Consider the following 20,651-nt stretch of genomic DNA (forward strand, 5'->3'; position numbering starts at 1 on the left):
CGACGCCCGTTACGGTGCGGGAACGCCCGGGTGGGGGTTGTCCGAAGACGCGTGAGGGAGCGGCCGGCCGGTACGCCGGACGCTCCCCGAGCGGCCCCGGGAGGCGGCTCAGCGGTCCCGGTTGAAGCGGGTGGTCACGAAGAGCAGAAGCGCCAGGATGAACAGTGCGGCGCCACCCGTCAGGTACGGGTTCAGGCTCTCGTGGTTGCCCCCCTCGCTCTCGGCGAGCAGGTTCAGGACGGGGAGTGCGGCGGCAGTGTTCATGGTCGGCGGGACCTTCTCGGCTCGGGTGAACGGACCAGGGGTTCTTCCGGGCCGGTGAAGGCCCACCTGTCATCGTACGGGGGCTTACCCGGCAACCGCTCGGCGGCCCACCGCCGCTGACCGGGCGTGAGCCCGAACCGGGGCGGCGGTGCTCAGTTGCCGCGGAAGGCGCGCGCCATGATCCAGACCAGCAGGCCGACGCCGACGAACGACGCCACCACGATGATCCGCAGGAACAGGCCCGGGCCGGCCTCGTTGGAGATGGGTGCGGCCAGGCTGACAAGCGCGTCGGTGGACATCTGCGGGGCTCCTCGAACTGCTCGGTACCGCGGCCGGATCCGGTCTCGGTTCTCCAGGACATTCAGGGTAGACCGGCCTCACACCGGCGCCGCCCACCGGCCCCTGCGGCGTGGCCCGGCCCGCGCGTACGCTGCCCGTGGGGACGAGTACGCAACCGCGGACGTTGCAAGGACAGTCGTTGCAGGCGTAGACCAGCGGGGGCCGGCCGCCGAGCCGGGGCCGCCGTCGACCAGGAGGTACTCAGACCATGACCGACCCGACCGCGAAGACCCCGAGCCGGCGCCGCCAGCGCTTCCCCGACATCTCCACCCGCGCCTGGGAGCACCCCGCGGACCGTTCCGCCCTGGTCGCCCTGCGCAAGCTCACCGGCTTCGACGACGTCCTGAGGAAGCTCGCCGGGCTGGTGTCCGAGCGCTCGATCCGGCTGATGTTCCTGGCCACCGCCGTGAAGACCTCCGAGCGCCAGTTCCCCGAGCTGTACGACATGGTGCGCGACGCCGCCTACGTGCTCGACCTGGAGCAGGTCCCGGACCTGTACGTCACCCAGGACCCGACGGTCAACGCGCACTGCATCGGCATCGACACCCCGATCATCGTGATCACCAGCGGCCTGATCGAGCTGCTCGACGAGGAGGAGCTGCGCTCGGTCATCGGCCACGAGGTCGGCCACGCGATGTCCGGCCACGCGGTCTACCGGACGATGCTGATGATCCTCACCAACATCGCCACCCGGGTCGCCTGGGTGCCGCTCGGCAACCTGGCGATCATGGCGATCGTCACCGCGCTCAAGGAGTGGTTCCGCAAGGCGGAGCTGTCCAGCGACCGGGCCGGCCTGCTCGCCGGGCAGGACGTCCAGGCGTCCATGCGCGCCCTGATGAAACTGGCCGGCGGGCACAACCTGGCCGAACTGAACGTCGACGCCTTCCTGGAGCAGGCCGAGGAGTACGACAAGGCCGGCGACCTGCGCGACGGCGTGCTCAAGCTGCTCCAGCTGCTGCCGCAGAGCCACCCGTTCGCGGTGGTACGGGTCGCCCAGCTGAAGAAGTGGGCGGAGAGCGACGAGTACCGCTCGATCCTGGCCGGCGCCTACCCGCGCCGCACGGACGACCCGGACACCTCGGTCGGCGAGCAGTGGAAGGCCGCCGCCGACCACTACACGACCTCGGTGAAGGAGAGCAAGGACCCGCTGATGGGCCTGATCCGCGACGTGGCCGGCGGCGCCGCGACCGTCGGCGGCAAGCTCCGCGACACCTTCGCCGACACGTTCACCGGCGGCTCCCGCGGCGGTTCCGCCACCCGCGAGGACGGCCGCACCGACCGGGGCGAGCGCACCGACCGGGGCGAGCGCACCGACCGGGGCGAGCGCACCGACGGCTGACCCCCCGCACCCGCGCCGACGGCCGGTGCACCCCGCCCGGGGTCACCGGCCGTCGGCCTGCCCCGGCTGCCAGTGGTACACCGCCACCCCGGCCCCGCCCGCCACCCGCCGGTACCCGCCGCCGTCGACCAGGCCGGCCAGGAACCGCCGCTGCTCCGCCACCGGCACCGGGAAGCCGTCCGGCTCCTCCAGCACCGCCACCCACTCCGCCACCGGCCGCCCCCAGCCGCCCGGCCCGCCCGCACCACCCGGCCCGCCCGGCGGCGTCAGGTACGGGAACAGCGACACCGTGCAGCGCCCGGTCAGCTGCGGCGCCAGACGGTTGGCGGCGGCCACCCGGGCGCCGTCCGGGACGACCGCCAGCACCCGGCGCACCTGCGCCGCCCGCCCGTCGCCCCGCCAGGCGTCCCCCGACAGCACGCCCGCCACCGGGCCGGTCGCGGTCAGCGCCACCGTGACGGCGAGCATCCCCGCCGCCACCGGCAGCCCCCGGCCCAGCCGGCCCAGCCGGGACAGCCGGGACAACAGCAGGCCCGCCCCGTGCAGCCCCGCCGTGAACAGCAGCGGCACCAGCACCGCGTCGTAGTGCTGCCCGGTGCGCCAGAACGCCGGATTGTCCACCCAGAACCGGGCCGCCAGCAGCACGCCCGCCAGCAGCACCAGCGGCGAGCGCAGCGCCAGCAGCAGCGTCGGCGCCAGCAGCAGCAGGACGGTCAGCGCCTTGACCGCCGGGAACAGCAGCCGCGCCAGCGGGTTCCCGCCGCCGTACTCCCCCATGTGCCCGTACGTGTACTCGCCGCCCGGGTTGAGCGCCGGAATCACCACCAGGGTGACCAGCAGGCCGGCCGCCACCGCCGCCAGCACGGTGACCGCCCCCAGCCGGCGCCGCCCGCGCCACCACACGTAGCCGCCGACCGCCGCGACCAGCAGCGCCTGGTCCTCCTTGACCAGCAGCAGCGGCAGCGCCCACGCCACCGCCGGGCCGTACCGCTCCCGGGCCAGCGCCACCACCGCGGCCGCCGCGAGCGGCACCGCGAAGGCCACCTCGTGGAAGTCGAACGCCACCGCGCTCTGCAACCCCGCCGACAGCCCGTACGCGACCCCGGCGACCGCCCCGCCCGCCGTCCCCAGCACCCGCACCGCGTACGCCGTCACCGGTACCGCGGACAGCGCCACCAGCACCGCCTGCGCCACCAGCAGCGTGCCCGCCCCCGGCCAGAGCCGGTAGAACGGCGCCAGCACCGCCAGCACCGGACTGAAGTGGTCGCCCAGGAGGTTGAAGCCCGTGCCCTTCAGCGCGACCACCGGTGCTTCGAGCCGGGCGTAGGCGCGCACCGCCTCCTCGAAGATGCCCAGGTCGAAACCCGAACTCTCCAACCGGCCGTATCTGGTGAGCGAGACGGCGGCGTACAGCGGGGCGAGCAGGGCGGCCACCGACCACGGCAGCACACGTCGGAAATCCATGACCCGGACGCTAGGAATTCCCCACTGAAGGGAAACTGAGGAAAGCTGAGGAAAACTTCAGCTCGGATATCCCGGGCAAGCCGGTCAAGGCCGTTGCGGGAAAACGTAATTCCCCCAAGGATGTCCGTCATGCGGCTACTGATCATCGAGGACGAGGAGCGGCTCGCGCAGTCCCTGAGGCAGGGGCTGGCGGCCGAGGGATACGCGGTCGACCTGGCCCACGACGGCGTCCACGGGCTCGAACTCGCCCTCACCGAGCCCTATTCGGCGATCGTGCTCGATCTGATGCTGCCCGGCCTCAACGGCTTCAAGGTCTGCCGCGAACTGCGCGCCACCGGAAATTCCGTACCGATTCTGATGCTCACCGCGAAGAACGGCGAGTACGACGAGGCCGAGTCGCTGGACTGCGGCGCGGACGACTTCCTCAGCAAGCCGTTCTCCTACGTCGTCCTCACCGCCCGGCTGCGCGCCCTGCTGCGCCGCGGCGCCGCCGCCCGCCCGCCGGTGCTCGCGGTCGGCGCGCTGCGGATCGACCCGGCGGCCCGCCGCTGCACCGCCGCCGACCGACAGGTCCGGCTCACCACCAAGGAGTTCGCCGTGCTGGAATGCCTGGCCCACCGCCCCGGCGAGGTGGTCCCCAAGGGCGGCATCCTGGACACCGTCTGGGACGCCGCCTTCCGGGGCGACGTGAACATCGTCGAGGTCTACGTCGCCGCCCTGCGGCGGAAACTGGACGTGCCCGGCATCGGCTGCCGGATCGAGACGGTGCGCGGCGCCGGATACCGGCTGGTGCCCGATGCACACTGACCGCCTCCGCCCGCTGCTGCGCCCCTGGCACCGCTCCTCGCTCCGCATCCGCGCCGCCCTCGGCGCGGCCCTCGCCTCCGTGCTGGCCTTCTCGGTGGCCGCCCTCTGGGTCGGCGGCGCGGTCCACGACCAGTGGACGGCCGTCGCCGAGAAGCAGTCCCAGGAAAGTGCCCAGCTCGTCGCCCACGACATCACCACCGGCACCCAGACCTGGACCTCGACCCTGAAGGAGTCGTTCCTGCTGGTCCTGGCCGACGGCCAGGTGGCCTTCCCGCTCGCCCCCGACGGCCAGGGCAGCATCACCATCTACCCCGACAAGAAAGAGACCGGGGCCAACACCCTGCTGGGCGAGTACGCGGGCCTGCCGCCCGAACCCTTCGCACCCCTCCCGCCCTACCCCCAGGACGTCTCCCCCGCGCACACCGAGCGGGTCCGGATCACCCTGCCCGACCACACCCGGCTGTTCCACCTGCCGGAGAACGGCCCCTCCCTCATCGGCCGGGACGTCACCATGATCAAGCGGGTCACCGACCCGGTCTCCTCCCGGACCCTGCGGCAGTACACCGGCATCCTGGGCATGCCGGAGCAGCGCGTCACCGTCTACCTGCTGGTCAACCCCACCGTCGCCGACCAGGCCGAGGACCGGATCACCGGCATCCTGCTGCGCTACGTGCTGCCCGCCGCGACCCTGTTCACCGCCCTGATCGCCTGGCTGGTCACCGGCCTGGCGCTGCGGCCGGTGGAGTCGATCCGCCGGGGCATGGCCCGGATCGGCGCCGGGGCCTTCCACGAACGCGTCCCGGTGCCACCCTCGCGGGACGCCATCGCGCGGCTGGCCGAGACCACCAACACCACGCTCGGCCGACTGGAACACGCGATCGACGAGCAGCGCCGACTCGTCTCGGACGCCTCGCACGAGCTGCGCAGCCCGCTGGCCGCGCTGCGCAACTCGCTGGAGGTCCCGCTGGCCCACCCGGCGGGCGTGGAGTGGCCGCAGGTGGTGCGCGACGCGCTCACCGACACCGAGCGGCTACAACTGCTCACCGACGACCTGCTGCTGCTCGCCGCCGTCGAGGAGCCCACCGGGCCGCTCGGCGGCGAGCCGGTGGACCTCGCCGACCTGGTCGGCGAGCAGGTCGCCGAACGCGCCCACCCGTCCACCGGCGGGCCCGCCTTCCTGGCCGTCTCCCTGGAGCCCGCGCCCGTCCCGGGCAGCGAGCTGCGGCTCGGCCGGCTGGTGCGCAACCTGCTCGACAACGCCGCCCGGCACACCCGCACCGCCGTCGCCGTCTCGGTGACCGTCGAGGACGGGCACGCCGTGCTGACCGTCACGGACGACGGCCCGGGCATCCCGCCCAAGGACCGGGAGCGGGTCTTCCACCGGTTCGTCCGGCTGGACGACGCCCGCTCCCGCGACTCCGGCGGCGCCGGCCTGGGCCTCGCCCTGGTCCGCTCGATCGCCCGCGGCGTCGGCGGCACCGCCGCCTTCACCGACCCGCCCCCGCCCGGCCCGGGCGCCCGCGCGGTGGTCCGCCTCCCGCTCGCCGCCGACGCCCCGGACGGGCCCTAAGGCGCGAGCACCCCGCACACCTGCCAGGCCGGCTGCGCGTGGTTGCCCGGATCGATCGGCGCCGGCGGCGGGACCTGGGTGCCCTGCGGGGTGGCCAGCACCGGCTGGAGGAAGCCGGCCATCGAGGTGGTGCAGGGCTCCGGCCCGGCCTGGATCACCGAGTCCACCAGCCGCAGCTGGGCCGAGGCCAGGTCGACCCGGTCGAACTGGAAGGTCAGCTGCCGCCGGACGGTCTCCAGGGTGACGGGCGCACCGGCCGCGGCTCCGGCCGGCTTCAGCGCGTAGACGAAGGTGTGGTCGGTGGTGATCTGCAGCGTGCCGCCGTCGGCCTCGTCGATCCGCATCGCGCCGGTCACCTTCACGGTGTCGGCGGCCAGCGCGACCTGCGCCGGGTCGAAACGCACCAGCCAGCCGGTCAGCGCGTGGTGCCGGTCGTCGACCGGCTGGGTCACGCTGGTGTCGAACTGGGCCTGCTCCCCGGGGGTGACGAAGGCCCGCACATCGGCGGTCGCGCCCTGGACGAGGGTGGCCGGGGCCAGCGAGGAGGCCACCAGGTAGCGCTGGACGGTGTCGAGCGCCTTGGTCACCTCGACCCGGCTGAAGTGCTCGGTGGCGGCCCCGGTCGGGGTGCCCAGTCCGATCGCCCCGTCGCTGTACCCGACCGGCAGCGCGGCGAACGGATTGGCCGGGTCGGCGACCGGCCGGACCACCGAGGCCGGGCTCAACGCGACCAGGCTGACGGTCAGTTGGCTGCCCTCGGGCCGGGCCGAAATCCGGTTCGGCGAGCTGACCCCGAAGTACACCGCGGCCCCGAAGGCCAGCAGCACGAGCAGCAGCAGGGCGAGCGCCTGCCGCGGCACGCTGCCCAGCGGGCCGAACCGCACCCGCGGGCGGGTCGCCCGGCCGAAGGACCCGGCCAGCCGCTCCCGGGCGGACAGCTCCTGGATCCGGGCAGCCCGGACGAAGGACTCGTCGAAGACGACGGACCGGAACTCGTCCTCATTGCCGGAACCACCGTCGGGCGCACCCTCAGGAGGCTCTCGCGGGTCACCCATGACACCAGGGTAAGGCGCGCCCTCGCCCCTCCACGAGGGTGCGACCGCAGATTCCCGGGAACGCCCCGCAACCGCCCGCCCCGGCGCGCACCACCCCTGCGCCACGCCCTACGACGTCACCCCGCAGGTGCCGTGACCACGAGCGACGGCTCGGCCGGCGCGGGCCTCGGGTCGGTCCCGGGGCTGCTGCTGCCGGACTCCGGGCGCCGGGGCGCGCCGGAGGAGCCGCCCACGCCCTGGTAGATCGCCGCGACCGCGACGGCCACCAGGCTCACGCCCATGATCACGGCGAGCACCCAGGCCACCGGCCGGTGCCAGCGCTGCTGGGCCACGTACCGCCCGCGACCGCGCCCCGGGTCGTAGCCGCGTCGGCGCCGGCCCGGGCGGCCGGTCGCCCGGCCGGGGCCCGACCAGGGATCGGGGTACAGGTGGTCGTCGTCCAGTCCGCTCGGGTGCGGGCGCAGCTCCAGCGGCAGCCCGTCCCCTGCGGTGACGTCATAGCCCCAGACCGGGCCCGCGGTGTCCGGCTCGAACCGGGCCTCGGCGGCGGCGAGCTGCCGCTCCTTGGCCGTCGGCTCGTGCACGGCGGCGGACCGGACGAAGGCCTCATCGAAGACCACGGTGGCGAACTCGTCGTCCGCACCACCGTGGTCGGCGCCGTCGGGGTACGGCGAGCCCCCCACATCGTCAGCCACGGATTCAGCGTATTACCGGGCGGCCGATTTGTCTGTGGCTCATCGCAGTTGGTCCGTCACACGTGTGACGCGGGCCGCTGCCGACCGCCCCGGGGCCCGGCCGGCCCGCCGCGCGGGCCGCGCTCAGCGCACGTCCGCGTCCCCGCCCACGGTCTGCGTCGCCTCGCCGCGCACGTGCCCGTCACCAGTGACGATGTACTTGGTGCTGGTCAGCTCGGGCAGGCCCATCGGGCCGCGGGCGTGCAGCTTCTGGGTGGAGATGCCGATCTCCGCGCCGAAGCCGAACTCGGCGCCGTCGGTGAAGCGGGTGGAGGCGTTGACGGCCACCGTGGTCGAGTCGACCAACCGGGTGAAGCGCCGGGCGGCGGCCTGCGAGGTGGTGACGATCGCCTCGGTGTGGCCGGAGGACCAGCGGCGGATGTGCTCGACGGCGGCGTCCAGCGAGGGCACCACGGCCGCGGCCAGGTCGTAGGACAGGTACTCGGCGCCCCAGTCCTCGTCGGTGGCGGGCACCACGGTGGCGGCGCCGCCCTCGGCGGCCTTGAGCACCGCGTCGTCGCCGTGCACGGTCACCCCGGCCTCGGCGAGGGCGGCCAGCGCGAGCGGCAGGAAGGCGTCCGCGACGTCCTGGTGGACGAGCAGCGTCTCGGCCGCGTTGCAGACGCTGACCCGCTGCGCCTTGGAGTTCAGCAGGATGCCGACGGCCATCGCCAGGTCGGTCTGCGCGTCCACGTAGACGTGGCAGTTGCCGGTGCCGGTCTCGATCACCGGCACGGTCGAGCCCTCGACCACCGTGCGGATCAGCGAGGCCCCGCCGCGCGGGATCAGCACGTCGACCAGGCCGCGGGCGCGCATCAGCTCCTGGACGGAGTCCCGGCTCTCGCCCGGGACGAGCTGGACGGCGTCGGCGGGCAGCCCGGCCGCGGCGACCGCGTCCCGCAGGACGGCGACCAGCGCGGTGTTGGAGCGGTAGGCGGAGGCCGAGCCGCGCAGCAGCACGGCGTTGCCGGACTTGAGGCAGAGCGCGGCGGCGTCCACCGTGACGTTCGGCCGGGCCTCGTAGATGATGCCGACCACGCCGAGCGGCACCCGCACCTGGCGCACGTCCAGGCCGTTGGGCAGGGTGTAGCCGCGCAGCACCTCGCCGACCGGGTCGGGCAGGCCGACGACGTCGCGCACGTCGGAGGCGATCGCGGCGATCCGCTCGTGGTCGAGGCTCAGCCGGTCGATCACCGACTCGGCGGTGCCGGCCGCGCGGGCCCGGGCCACGTCCTCGGCGTTGGCGGCGGTGATCTCGGCGCTGCGGGCCACCAGGGCGTCCGCGATCGCCAGCAGCGCGGCGTCCTTCGCCTTGCGCGGCAGCGGGGCGAGCGCGGCGGCGGCCTCCCGGGCTCGGCGCGCTACGGCGAGGACGGGGCTGTCGGCGGTGGCGAGGTCGCTGGTCATGCGCCAAGGGTAGCGACTGCGCAGGGCCCGCCGAGCGGCCATTTCGCCTGGCGGGACGGCCCGGCGAGACGGTTCTCCCCTGCGGCTCGCCCCCCTCAGTACGGGTGCACCCCGCCCAGGTGCGGCGGCGGATCGCCGAAGCCCTCCGCCACCCGCTTGTGGTACGTCGCCCGGTCGACCACCTCCAGGCCGACGATCTCCCACGGCGGCAGGTTCGCGGTGACCTTGTGCTCGCCCCACAGCCGCAGCGCGATCGCCGCCGCGTCGTGCAGGTCCCGGGCCTGCTCCCAGTACCGGATCTCGGCATGGTCGGCGGCGTAGCGGGCGGTGAGGAAGAACGAGTGGTCGTACGCCAGCCGCTCCAACGAGACGCGCAGCGAGGACAGCGGGGTGACCTGCCCGGACACGCTCAGCACCACGTGCCAGAGCCTGGCCTGCTCGGGCACGGTGGGCGGCTCCCCCGGGTCCGCGTGCTGCGACCGCGGCCTGCGCGTCCCGCCGGGCCCCTGCGGCGGCGGACCGGCCGGCTCGGCGGGTCCGTCCCCGCGTCCGCCGTCGATGCTGGTCAGCCGCCGGCCCGCCGTCCCTGCGGTCAGCGTTGCCTCGCTTCTGCGTTCCACCGGCGGCCTCCTGTTCGGCGATGTCGTGTCGTCCCCCGCACCGGACCCGCCGGCCCGCGGCCGACCGGTACGGCTGCACCGCTCCTCGCCCGCGGCCGGGCCACTCCCCGTACGGAGCGGCCCGCCGACCGCGCTCAACCGATCGGCCGGTACCGGCACACCGGCCGGTCAGCCGCGCAGAACGACCAGGTCGTCGCGGTGGACGACCTCACGCTCGTACGCGGCGCCGAACTCCTGGGCCAGGTCGCGGGTGGACCGGCCGAGCAGGCGGGGCAACTCCCTCGCATCAAAGTTGACCAGTCCGCGAGCCACGATGTGGCCGTTTTCGGCAAGAAGGTCCACCGGATCACCCGCCGTGAACTCCCCGTCCACCTTGGTGACCCCGGCGGGCAGCAGCGAGGCGCCGCCGGAGACGACGGCCGTGACGGCGCCCGCGTCGAGGTGCAGGGCGCCGCGCGGGCTGCTCGCGTGGGCCAGCCAGAGCATCCGGTCGGAGGTGCGGCTGCCGGTGCGCAGGAACAGGGTGCCGGTGCGCCGTCCGGCCAGCGCGTCGGCGGCCTGGCTGGCGGCGGTGAGCACCACCGGGATGCCCGCGCCGGTGGCGATCCGGGCCGCCTCGACCTTGGTGACCATGCCGCCGGTGCCGACGCCGGCCTTGCCCGCGCTGCCGATCTCGACGCCGTCGAGGTCGTGCGGGCCGCTCACCTGGTCGATCCGGCTGGTGCCGGGCCGGGCCGGGTCGCCGTCGTAGAGGCCGTCCACGTCGGAGAGCAGCACGAGCAGGTCGGCCCGGACCAGGTGGGCGACCAGCGCGGCCAGCCGGTCGTTGTCCCCGAACTTGATTTCGGCGGTGGCGACGGTGTCGTTCTCGTTGACGATCGGCATCGCGCCCATCGCCAGCAGCTGGTCGAGGGTGCGGTAGGCGTTGCGGTAGTGGGCGCGCCGGCTGGCGTCCTCGGCGGTGAGCAGCACCTGGCCGACCCGGATGCCGTACCGGGCGAAGGAGGCGGTGTAGCGGGCGACCAGCAGGCCCTGGCCGACGCTGGCGGCGGCCTGCTGGCGGGCCAGGTCCTTGGGCCGCTGGTCCAGGCCGAGCGGGGCCAGGCCGGCGGCGATGGCGCCGGAGGAGACGAGGACGACCTCTGGCGCGTCCGGGCGGCTGCGCACCTTGGCCAGCGCGTCCACCAGGGCGTCGACCCGGTCGGCGTCCAGGCCGCCGGCCGCCGTGGTGAGGGAGGAGGAGCCGACCTTGACGACGATCCGCCGGGCGGTCAGCACCTCCTCGCGCAGTGAGTCCTCGCTCATCTCGCTGTACGCCCTTCCGGTGTGGTGCGGGTGCGGCGGGCCGGGCCCGGCCGTCACCCCCGAAATCTACGCGATCCGCGCAGGTCGCCCGCAGGGTGTTTCACCGGCTGGACCGGCGCCGCCACGGCCGGGCCGCCGGTCCGGACGGCCGGCACGGCCCGGCCGACCCGCTGAAGCCCCGGGCCTCCCGAGCGAAGTGACGCTCAGTCAGTTCCGGACGGGGGCCGGACACGCGAACGGCCCCCACCGCCCCGGAGGGTGGTGGGGGCCGTTCGCCCGGGCCGGCTCAGGACGCGTCCCGGCCGGCCGGGTCACTCCTCGTCGTCGCCCTCGTCGATGGCGGCCGGGCGGGTGCTGGAGAGCGCCTCGAAGGCGAGGAACTCGGCCTCGGCCGCGTCCCGGCCCTTCTGCTTCTCGCGGCGGCGGTCGACCGCCGGGCGCGGGCTCTCCAGGCGGTGGTCCTCACCGCGGCGGCCGAGCATCTCGGCGCCGGCGGCCATGGTCGGCTCCCAGTCGAAGACGACGGCGTTCTCGTCCGGGCCGATGATGACGGTGTCGCCCTCGTGCGCCCCGACCTTCCACAGCTTGTCCTCGACGCCGAGGCGGGCCAGCCGGTCGGCGAGGTAGCCGACGGCCTCGTCGTTGGAGAAGTCGGTCTGGCGGACCCAGCGCTCCGGCTTGGTGCCGCGGATGCGGTAGGCGCCGTCCTCCTCGGTGATGGTGAAGCCCTCGTCGTCCACGGCCTTGGGCCGCAGCACGATCCGGGTCGACTCCTCGACCGGCTTGGCGGCGCGGGCCTCGGCGACGATCTGCGCCAGCGCGAAGTTCAGCTCGCGCAGGCCCTTGCGGGAGGCGGCGGAGACCTCGAACACCTGGTAGCCGCGCTCCTCCAGGGACTCCCGGGTGAGGTCGGCGATGTCCTGGCCGTCCGGCACGTCCACCTTGTTGAGCGCGACCAGGCGCGGGCGCTCCTCCAGACCGCCGTACTCGGCCAGTTCGGCCTCGATGGTCTCCAGGTCGGTCAGCGGGTCGCGGCCGGGCTCCAGGGTGGCGCAGTCCAGCACGTGCACCAGCACCGAGCAGCGCTCGACGTGCCGCAGGAACTCCAGGCCCAGGCCGCGGCCCTGGCTGGCGCCGGGGATCAGGCCGGGCACGTCGGCGATGGTGTACACGGTGTCGCCGGCGGTGACCACGCCGAGGTTGGGGATCAGGGTGGTGAACGGGTAGTCCGCGATCTTCGGCTTGGCCGCCGAGAGCACCGAGATCAGCGAGGACTTGCCGGCGCTCGGGTAGCCCACCAGGGCCACGTCGGCGACGGACTTGAGCTCCATCACGATGTCGCGGGCCTCGCCGGGCTCGCCGAGCAGCGCGAAGCCGGGCGCCTTGCGGCGGGCCGAGGACAGCGCGGAGTTGCCGAGGCCGCCGCGGCCGCCCTGGGCGGCGACGAAGCTGGTGCCGTGCCCGACCAGGTCGGCCAGCACCTCGCCGTTGCGGTCCAGCACCACGGTGCCGTCCGGCACCAGCAGGACGAGGTCGCCGCCGTCCGCGCCGGTGCGGTGGCCGCCCGCGCCGGGCTTGCCGTTGGTGGCCTTGCGCTTGGGCGAGTGGTGGTACTCCAGCAGGGTGGTGACCTGCGCGTCGACGGTGAGGATGACGCTGCCGCCCTCACCGCCGTTGCCGCCGTCGGGGCCGCCGAGCGGCTTGAACTTCTCCCGGTGCACGGAGGCGCAGCCGTGGCCCCCGTTACCCGCGGCGACGTGAAGTTCGACGCGGTCCACGAAGGTGGTCATGGTGTGCCTCCAGTGTGCGAAAGTCTGCTGCTACCTGCGTAAAGCATGAAGGGTGGACCGGAACATTCCGGCCCACCCTTCACTGTGAGTCTGGTGTGACTCAGGCCTCGACGGCCACGATGTTGACGACCTTGCGGCCGCGGCGGGTGCCGAACTGCACGGCACCGGCGGTCAGCGCGAACAGGGTGTCGTCGCCACCGCGACCGACGCCCGCACCCGGGTGGAAGTGGGTGCCGCGCTGGCGCACGAGGATCTCGCCGGCGGAGACGACCTGGCCGCCGAAGCGCTTCACGCCGAGGCGCTGGGCGTTCGAGTCACGGCCGTTACGGGTAGAGCTTGCGCCCTTCTTGTGTGCCATATCTCGCTATCCCCTTACTTGCTGACCGAGTCGATGCTGGTGATGCGCACCGCGGTGTGCTTCTGACGGTGACCCTGGCGACGGCGGTAGCCGGTCTTGTTCTTGTAGCGCAGGATGATGATCTTGTCACCCTTGGTCTGGTCGACGACCTCGGCGTGGGTCTTCACACCGGCCAGGACCCACGGGTCGGACGTGACGGCTTCGCCGTCGACGATCAGGATGGTCGAGAGCTCGACCGAGTCACCCGGCTTGGCCTCGATACGGTCGATCTCCAGCACGTCGCCGACGGCGACCTTGTGCTGGCGGCCGCCTGCGCGAACGATCGCGTACATGCGGTACCTGCTTTCCTTACTCGGTCGGAACTCCCGACGCCAGCCGCCTGGGTACGGACACAGGGGCCTCTCCCCGCCCGCTGCCGCGCGAACGCGGCGCTTCGGGAAGGTGATGTGCTCGGGAGCGTGTGGCGTAGACACGCCGAGGGTCAAGAATACGGACCGGCCGCCCGGGGGGCAAACCGGCCCGTACGGCCCGGGGCGGGAAGGGTCCCGCCCCGGGCGCGTGGGCACTACTCGGCCGCCGTATCACCTTCGGCGGCCGCCGCCTTCTTGGCCGCCGCGCTCGTCCGCTTGGTCGCGGTCTTGCGGGCGGTGGTCTTCTTGGCCGCCGTGGTCGTCTTCTTGGCGGCGGTCTTCTTCGCGGCGGTCTTGCGGGCGGCCCGCTTCTTGGGCGCCGGAGCCTCCTCCGCGGACGGCTCCTCGGCCTCGGCCTCGGCGGCCGGGGCCTCCTCCGCCGGGGCCTCGACGACGGCCTCCGCGGTCTCGACGGCCGGGGTCTCCTCCGCGGGCGCCTCGACGACGGCCTCCACGGCCTCGACGGCCTCGGGGGTCACCACGGCCGGGGCGGCCGGGGTGGCAGCCTCCAGGGCCGCCTCCAGCGCCGCGTCGGCCCGCGCCTGGAGCACCACGATCTCGGCCTCGCCCGGCGCCCCGGCCGGAGCCGTCGCCTTGCGGACCGCGCGGCGGCGGGTGCGGCCGGCCGGAGCCGCCGCGGCGGCGGGGATCTCGACCAGGTCCGGCTGGGCGGCCGGGGCCTCCTCGACGGCCTCCGCCTCGACGCCCGGGACCTCCAGGGCCAGCTGGCCCTCGATCTCCTCGCGCACCGGCTCGCCCTCGACGACCACCTCGGCCACCGCGGCCTCGACGGCCTGCGGCTCCTCGGCGGCCGCCCCGCCCTTGCCCCGGCGACGGCGCTTGCTGCTGCCCGCGGCCGCCTCGGCCGACACGGCCGGGGTGTGGACGTGGGCGCTCGGCTGCTCCATGTGAACGATCACGCCGCGGCCGTTGCAGTGCACGCACGGCTCGGAGAAGGACTCCAGCAGGCCCTGACCGACCCGCTTGCGGGTCATCTGGACCAGGCCCAGCGAGGTGACCTCGGCCACCTGGTGCTTGGTCCGGTCCCGGCCCAGGCACTCCAGCAGGCGGCGCAGCACCAGGTCCCGGTTGGACTCCAGCACCATGTCGATGAAGTCGATCACGATGATGCCGCCGAGGTCGCGCAGCCGCAGCTGGCGCACGATCTCCTCGGCCGCCTCGATGTTGTTGCGGGTGACCGTCTCCTCCAGGTTTCCGCCCTGGCCGACGAACTTCCCGGTGTTGACGTCGATGACGACCATCGCCTCGGTGCGGTCGATCACCAGCGAACCGCCGCTGGGCAGCCAGACCTTGCGGTCCAGCGCCTTCATCAGCTGCTCGTCGATCCGGTAGGTGGCGAACACGTCCACCTCGGAGGTCCACCGCTGGAGCCGCCCGGCGAGGTCCGGGGCCACGTTGGAGACGTAGTCGTGGATGGTGCTCCACGCCTCGTCGCCGGAGACGATGACCTTGGTGAAGTCCTCGTTGAAGATGTCGCGGACGACCCGGACGGTCATGTCCGGCTCGCCGTACAGCAGCGCGGGGGCGTTGCCGGTCGCGGCCTTCTTCTGGATGTCCTCCCACTGCTGCTGCAGCCGCTGGACGTCGCGGGTCAGCTCCTCCTCGGAGGCGCCCTCGGCGGCGGTGCGCACGATGACGCCCGCGTCGTCCGGGACGATCTTCTTGAGGATCTGCTTCAGGCGGGCGCGCTCGTTCTCGGGGAGCTTGCGCGAGATGCCGGTCATCGAGCCCTCGGGCACGTAGACCAGGTAGCGGCCGGGCAGCGAGATCTGGCTGGTCAGGCGGGCGCCCTTGTGGCCGATCGGGTCCTTGGAGACCTGCACCAGCACGGACTGGCCGGACTTCAGCACCGACTCGATCCGGCGCGGGCCACCGTGGCCCAGCGCACCGAAGTTGACCTCGCCGGCGTACAGCACGGCGTTGCGGCCCTTGCCGATGTCGACGAAGGCGGCCTCCATCGACGGCAGCACGTTCTGGACCTTGCCCAGGTAGACGTTGCCGACGTACGAGGTGGCCTGCTCCTTGTTGACGTAGTGCTCGACCAGCACGCCGTCCTCGAGGACGCCGATCTGGGTCCGCTGGCCGTTCTGGCGCACCACCATGACGCGCTCGACCGACTCGCGGCGGGCCAGGAACTCGGCCTCGGTGATGATCGGCACCCGGCGGCGGCCCAGCTCGCGGCCCTCGCGGCGGCGCTGCTTCTTCGCCTCCAGACGGGTCGAGCCCTTGATGGACTGCACCTCGTCCGGGTCGAAGGACGGCTCGGTGGAACGGCGGCGCGGCTCGCGCACCTTCACCACCGTGCGGACCCCGTCCTCGGTGGTCTCGGCGGTCTCGACGGCACCGGCCTCACCGCTGCGGCGGCGACGACGGCGACGACGGCGGGACGAGGACAGGCCGGCGGCCAGGTCGTCGTCGTCCTCGACGTCCTCCTCGACGTCCGCGGCCGGCTCCTCGACGACGGACTGCCCGGTCTCGACGGCCTCGGCCTCGAACTCCTCGGCCTCGCCACGGCGACGACGGCGGCCGCCCCGACGGCGACGGCGCGACGGACGGTCGTCCTCCCACTCGCCCTCGGTCTCCGGACCGGCGACGGGGGCCTCGACGACGGGCGTCTCGACCGGCACCTCGACGACCCGCTCGACCGGCTTCGCCTTCTCGGCGGCCTTCGCCCTCTCGACGGCCTTGGCCTTCTCGGCCTTCTCCGCCCGCTCGGCCCGCTCGGCGGCCTTCCGCTCGGCGGCCTTCGAACGGCTCGGCGGCTGCACCCGCACCGAGGTGCGCACCCGGCGGCGGCGGCCGACGCCGCTGTACTCGAACTCGTCCTCCTCGCGCTGCGCGGCGGCCGGGGCCTCGACCGGCGCCGGGGCGGCAGCGGCGGGCTGCTGCTGCGCCTGCGGCTGCACGGCGGGAGCCGGGGTGGCGGCCGGGGCGGCGGCGGGCTCCTGGAACACCGGAGCCTGGAAGATCGCGGTGGACGGGCGGACCGCACGGCGGCGCACCCGGTGGGTCGGCTCGGCGGCCGGCGCGGGCTGGACGGCCACGGCCTCCTCGACCGGCTCCTCCTCGACGGGCTCCTCCGCGGCGGCGGGCTCCTCGACCGGGGTCTCGACGACCGGCGCGGCCTCGACCACGCGGCGGCGACGGGCCCGGCGGGCCGGAGCGGCGGGGGCCTCCTCGGCAGCCGGCTCGGCGGCGGGGGCCTCGGCCACCGGGGCGGCGGCAGCGGGCTCCTCGGCCGGGGTCTCGGCGGCGGCCGGCGCCCCGGCGGGCGCCTCGGCGCGCTTGCGGGTGCGGCGGGCCCGGGCGGGCTTCTCCGCCTTCTCGTCCTTCTCGGCGGCCGGCTCAGCGGCCTTCTCGACCGGCTTCGCGGTCGCCTTCGCGCTCGTCTTCGCCGTCTTCTCGGCGGCGGGCGCCTCGGCGGCGGCCGGCTCGGTGACCACGACCGGGGTCGCCTCCGGCGTCCCGGCCGGAGCCTCGGCGCGCTTGCGGGTCCGGCGGGCCCGGACCGGCTTCTCGGCCACCGGCTCGGCGGCCGGTGCGGCCTGCGCCTCGGCGGCGGGTGCCTCGGCCTGGACGACCGTCTCGGCCGTCTCGGCGGCCGCACCCTGCGGGGTGCCCGCCGGGCGGGACACCGCACGGCGACGGCGGCGCGGCGGCGCCGCGGAGGTGCCTTCGCCGCCGGTCGGGGCGGTCTCGTTCTGTTCCGTCGCCGCGTTCTGCTGCGGATCGGTGTTATCGAGCATGCGGGTGGATCTCCCGTCAGGCCCCCGGGCTCCACATCCGGGCACGGCACGGCACCCGTGGCCGGCCGGCATCGCGAGGATGCTCGGGCCGGACCCTTTCACGGTGCCGCCGCGCGGACGCGAGGCCGCACAGGGGCTCGTAGTCTCGCTCGGCGCCCCGCCGCACGGCGGGGTGTCGAAAGTCTTCTGGTCTGACCAGTCTTCTGAGGTTTTCCCAAGCTGCGCCGTTCCCCAACCCCGGGTGGCTCCCGGACGGGGTTCCCGGGCCCACCGACCGTCCTGGTCGGCGGGCCTCAGGTGGCCGGCCTGTGCTGCGACGACGCTCGCTCCCCTGGGGAGCCGCGGGAACCTGGAGGACCGTCGGGCCCAGTGAGGCACTGGACCCGGCCTCCGCCCGTCAGGCGGACGCGGCCCCGCGCACCCCGGCGGCTGTCAGCCGGCCGGGGCCGCGGCGCGGTCGAGCGCCAGCGGGTCGGTCACCGTGCCGGACTCCTCGTCGAGCGGCCCCTGCGCCAGCCTGGTCACCTCTGCGGGGACCGGCGGCGCCAGGTCGGCCGTCACACGGAGACCGGACAATACGTCGTCGGGTCGTACGGCTGGTGTGGCGTGTCGTACTACCAGGCGCAGTATCGCACAGGGACGGCCGGTCCGAACATCGCGGTCCGCTTCGGCCGCCGTGTCCGCACCGTCGACGACCTGCGGCGCGGCGATCTCGAGCGCCGCCACCGGACCGCGCGCGTCGAAGACCCGCACGCCGTTCTTGGTCACGCGTTCGACCTCGACCCGCTCGGCGGCGAGGAACACCGCGACCGCGCGGGCGGCCTCCTGCGGCTCGACGCCGTCCAGCCGGACCAGCCACTCGGAGGCCTCCAGGCGCTCCACGAAGTTCGGCGTCCGGACCTCGACCGCGTCGATCACGTCCAGTCCGGTCGGCAGCGACTCGTCCAGCTGTGCCCGCAGTTCCTCCGGGTCACGGAGGGCGGCCAGGCCGATCTCCAGGTACTCCGCCTCGCTCGCCACCCCGGTCGGGGCCGCGTTGGCGTAGGACACCTTCGGGTGCGGGGTGAAGCCGGCCGAATAGGCCATCGGCACGGAGGACCGGCGCAGGGCGCGCTCGAAAGCGCGCTGGAAGTCGCGGTGGCTGGTGAAGCGGAGCCGGCCGCGCTTGGTGTAGCGGAGACGGATCCGCTGCACCGTCGGCGCGGGCGGAGGACCGTCGGGCGTACGGCGTGCCAGGGTCGCTCAGTCCTTAGTCAGTTGTCCCCGTCCGGCGCGACGGCTGCCGCCGCTGTCCGGACTCTGTCACCTCAAAGGGTACGCGCCCCGCCACCCCCCTCGTCCCGCCCCTGGTCAGCCGCACCCCGACGCCCCCGGCCGCCGTCCGCCCGGCGAACGCATGGAGCCCTCCCCGATTCCCGGGGAGGGCTCCATCCGTCACTTCGAGCACGTCACGCGGCCCGGACCCGCCCGATCCGCGCCATCCGTACCACCCGCGCCGTCAACTAGCCCTGCGGGGCAGCCCCGTTGACCACGGCCAGCGGCAGCAGCTTCTTCCCGGTGGGACCGATCTGGATCTTGAGGTCCATCTGCGGCTAAATGGAGACAGGTCTAAAACCATCGAGGGGGCCACCGACATGGCGAAGCGCACCCGCACAGCACGCAGCGCGCAACAGAAGGCGTACACGGTCGAAGCCGAGTGGACCGCCGCGGATCTGGCCCTGCTAGAAGAGCTGAAGAGAGCCGAGGCCGCACTTCCGGCAGACGCGCCGCGGGCGCTGCTCTCCGTCCGGCTGTCCGTGCTGACGGAGGACACCACCTCCCCCGTCCGCCAGGAACTCGACCTTCGCCGCGAGGCGCTGAACCGGGGCTGCCGCGTCGTCGGCGTCGCCAGCGACCTCAACGTCTCCGCCACGAAGGTGCCACCGTGGAAGCGGAAGCAGCTGGGCGACTGGTTGAACAACCGGGCGCCGGAGTTCGACGTCCTCCTGTTCTGGAAGCTCGACCGCTTCATCCGCCGGCTCTCCGACCTGAACGCGATGATCGACTGGGCGTTGAAGTACGGGAAGAACCTGGTCTCCAAGCACGACTCGATCGACCTGACCACCGTGGTCGGCAAGATCATGGTCACGCTGATCGGCGGCATCGCGGAGATCGAGGCCACCAACACGAGCACGCGCGTCGCGAGCCTCTGGGACTACGCCAAGACCCAGTCCGCCTGGCTCGTCGGCAAGCCGGCTTTCGGCTACACCACGGCCGAGGACGAGGACGGGAACGTCGTCCTTGTTATAGAGGCCGACGCGCACAAGGCCCTGCACTGGTGCCGGCGCCTGGCCCGCCGCGGCGTGTCCGCCCGCCGCATGGTCACGCTGCTCAAGCGCGCCGGTCTCGCCAGCGACGGCCTCACCCCCACCACCCTCCGCCGCCAACTGCGCAACCCGGCGCTGATGGGCTACCGCGTCGAGGAGGACAAGACGGGCGGCGTCCGCCGGTCCAAGCTCGTCCTGGACAAGAACGGGAAGCCCATCAGGGTCGCCGAGGCGATCTTCGAGGACGACGAGTTCTACGAGTTCCAGGCCGACCTCGACAAGCGCAGCAAGAACCAGCCTCAGCGGCAGCCGGGCAGCGCTACGAAGTTCCTCGGCGTCTTCATCTGCGCCGACTGCAAGACGAACATGACCGTGCAGAGGAACCGCGTCAAAGACCGGATGTACGCGTACCTGCGGTGCCAGGGATGCAAGGCCGGAGGCCTGGGCTCCCCCAACCCTGATGCGATCAACGCCAAGCTCGTCAGTGACGTGCTGTCCGTCCTCGGCGACGAGCCTGTACAGGTCCGGGAGTACGCGCGGGGCGCCGAGGCCCGCGCGAAGGTGGCCCAGCTTGAAGAGTCCGTCGCCTATTACATGAAGGAACTTGAGCCCAGCGGCCGGTTCTCGAAGACCCGATTCACCCGCGAGCAGGCTGAGGAGACCCTGGACAAACTGATCGCCGAGCTCGGGGAGATCGACCCCGCGACCACGGAAGACCGGTGGGTGAACGTGGCCAACGGCAAGACGTTCCGACAGACCTGGGAGGAAGGCGGCATCGAGGCCATGTCGGCCGACCTCCTGAGGGTGGGCGTCCGCTGCGAGGTCACCCGCACCAAAATCAAGGGCCAGCGCGCACCCGAGGTGAAGCTGAGGCTCATGATCCCCAAGGACTACCGGGACCGCCTGGTCATCAAGGAAGACCACTTCGCCGGAAAGCTCTGAACAGACAAGGAGACGTGCGACAGCCCCCGACATCAGAGCCGGGGGCTGTCGTCGTCAGTGCCGCGTCGGGTCGTAGGGCTCCTCGTTGCCTTCGTCGTCCACGATGACGATCTCGCTCCTGATGACCGGCGCGCTCGCTTGCTCCGAAGCCCGCTCGGCAGAGCTTCCCGCCAG

The 20,651-nt window shown here is 73.6% G+C and carries 17 protein-coding genes; 4 read left to right on the forward strand and 13 right to left on the reverse strand.

What is annotated here, in order from left to right:
- Positions 1-108: 108 nt before the first annotated feature.
- Both ACFWPT_RS06015 and ACFWPT_RS06020 read right to left on the reverse strand, forming a co-directional pair.
- Positions 109-264, reverse strand: a complete 156-nt coding sequence (locus tag ACFWPT_RS06015) for a hypothetical protein (protein ID WP_167745857.1) — start codon at positions 262-264, stop codon at positions 109-111.
- 152 nt (positions 265-416) lie between these two features.
- The gene (locus tag ACFWPT_RS06020; RefSeq protein ID WP_159398425.1) at positions 417-563 is read right to left on the reverse strand and encodes a hypothetical protein; all 147 of its coding nucleotides are present in this window, start codon (positions 561-563) and stop codon (positions 417-419) included.
- Between the two features lie 248 nt (positions 564-811).
- Between ACFWPT_RS06020 and ACFWPT_RS06025 the strand changes: the two genes are divergently transcribed.
- Positions 812-1,942: a M48 family metallopeptidase gene (locus tag ACFWPT_RS06025; RefSeq protein WP_380479839.1), complete on the forward strand. Its 1,131-nt coding sequence runs from the start codon at positions 812-814 to the stop codon at positions 1,940-1,942.
- A gap of 42 nt (positions 1,943-1,984) precedes the next feature.
- Here the strand turns inward: ACFWPT_RS06025 and ACFWPT_RS06030 are convergent, their stop codons facing one another.
- Positions 1,985-3,406 carry a DUF2079 domain-containing protein gene (locus tag ACFWPT_RS06030; RefSeq protein ID WP_380479841.1) on the reverse strand — a complete coding sequence of 474 codons (1,422 nt, stop codon included), beginning with the start codon at positions 3,404-3,406 and terminating at the stop codon, positions 1,985-1,987.
- A 129-nt stretch (positions 3,407-3,535) separates the two neighbouring features.
- Here ACFWPT_RS06030 and ACFWPT_RS06035 point away from each other — a divergent pair, with 129 nt between their 5' ends.
- Together ACFWPT_RS06035 and ACFWPT_RS06040 are read left to right on the forward strand one after the other, a co-directional pair.
- Positions 3,536-4,213, forward strand: a complete 678-nt coding sequence (locus ACFWPT_RS06035) for a response regulator transcription factor (RefSeq protein ID WP_380371273.1) — start codon at positions 3,536-3,538, stop codon at positions 4,211-4,213.
- A complete protein-coding gene (locus ACFWPT_RS06040; protein WP_380479843.1) occupies positions 4,203-5,783 on the forward strand; it encodes an ATP-binding protein in 1,581 nt (526 codons plus the stop codon). Before ACFWPT_RS06035 ends, ACFWPT_RS06040 begins: the two co-directional genes overlap by 11 nt.
- Here the strand turns inward: ACFWPT_RS06040 and ACFWPT_RS06045 are convergent.
- The 10 genes from ACFWPT_RS06045 to ACFWPT_RS06090 form a co-directional block, all read right to left on the reverse strand.
- Entirely contained in the window at positions 5,780-6,838 is a 1,059-nt protein-coding gene (locus tag ACFWPT_RS06045) for a hypothetical protein (protein WP_380479845.1), read from the reverse strand. The genes ACFWPT_RS06040 and ACFWPT_RS06045 overlap by 4 nt on opposite strands.
- Positions 6,839-6,954: 116 nt before the next feature.
- Entirely contained in the window at positions 6,955-7,533 is a 579-nt protein-coding gene (locus tag ACFWPT_RS06050) for a hypothetical protein (protein WP_063347549.1), read from the reverse strand.
- Between the two features lie 123 nt (positions 7,534-7,656).
- Complete coding sequence (locus tag ACFWPT_RS06055; protein WP_380371269.1) at positions 7,657-8,979, reverse strand: glutamate-5-semialdehyde dehydrogenase; 1,323 nt, start codon at positions 8,977-8,979, stop codon at positions 7,657-7,659.
- 95 nt (positions 8,980-9,074) lie between these two features.
- Positions 9,075-9,599 carry a hypothetical protein gene (locus tag ACFWPT_RS06060; RefSeq protein ID WP_363369892.1) on the reverse strand — a complete coding sequence of 175 codons (525 nt, stop codon included), beginning with the start codon at positions 9,597-9,599 and terminating at the stop codon, positions 9,075-9,077.
- Between the two features lie 168 nt (positions 9,600-9,767).
- Positions 9,768-10,904 carry a glutamate 5-kinase gene (gene proB / locus ACFWPT_RS06065; RefSeq protein ID WP_063347552.1) on the reverse strand — a complete coding sequence of 379 codons (1,137 nt, stop codon included), beginning with the start codon at positions 10,902-10,904 and terminating at the stop codon, positions 9,768-9,770.
- Positions 10,905-11,215: 311 nt separating this feature from the next.
- Positions 11,216-12,694, reverse strand: a complete 1,479-nt coding sequence (gene obgE, locus ACFWPT_RS06070) for a GTPase ObgE (protein WP_063347553.1) — start codon at positions 12,692-12,694, stop codon at positions 11,216-11,218.
- A gap of 100 nt (positions 12,695-12,794) precedes the next feature.
- Positions 12,795-13,052: a 50S ribosomal protein L27 gene (gene rpmA, locus ACFWPT_RS06075; RefSeq protein ID WP_030309712.1), complete on the reverse strand. Its 258-nt coding sequence runs from the start codon at positions 13,050-13,052 to the stop codon at positions 12,795-12,797.
- 14 nt (positions 13,053-13,066) lie between these two features.
- Positions 13,067-13,384, reverse strand: a complete 318-nt coding sequence (gene rplU / locus ACFWPT_RS06080) for a 50S ribosomal protein L21 (protein ID WP_063347554.1) — start codon at positions 13,382-13,384, stop codon at positions 13,067-13,069.
- Positions 13,385-13,617: 233 nt separating this feature from the next.
- A complete protein-coding gene (locus ACFWPT_RS06085) occupies positions 13,618-17,229 on the reverse strand; it encodes a ribonuclease E/G (RefSeq protein ID WP_380479848.1) in 3,612 nt (1,203 codons plus the stop codon).
- Positions 17,230-17,661: 432 nt separating this feature from the next.
- Positions 17,662-18,423, reverse strand: a complete 762-nt coding sequence (locus tag ACFWPT_RS06090) for a TIGR03936 family radical SAM-associated protein (protein WP_063347556.1) — start codon at positions 18,421-18,423, stop codon at positions 17,662-17,664.
- A gap of 440 nt (positions 18,424-18,863) precedes the next feature.
- Here ACFWPT_RS06090 and ACFWPT_RS06095 point away from each other — a divergent pair, with 440 nt between their 5' ends.
- Positions 18,864-20,477 (forward strand): recombinase family protein, encoded by a 1,614-nt coding sequence (locus ACFWPT_RS06095; protein WP_380479850.1) that lies wholly within the window; start codon positions 18,864-18,866, stop codon positions 20,475-20,477.
- Positions 20,478-20,651: the final 174 nt, after the last annotated feature.

This window comes from Kitasatospora sp. NPDC058478, from assembly GCF_042720345.1.
Classification (GTDB): Bacteria; Actinomycetota; Actinomycetes; order Streptomycetales; family Streptomycetaceae; genus Kitasatospora.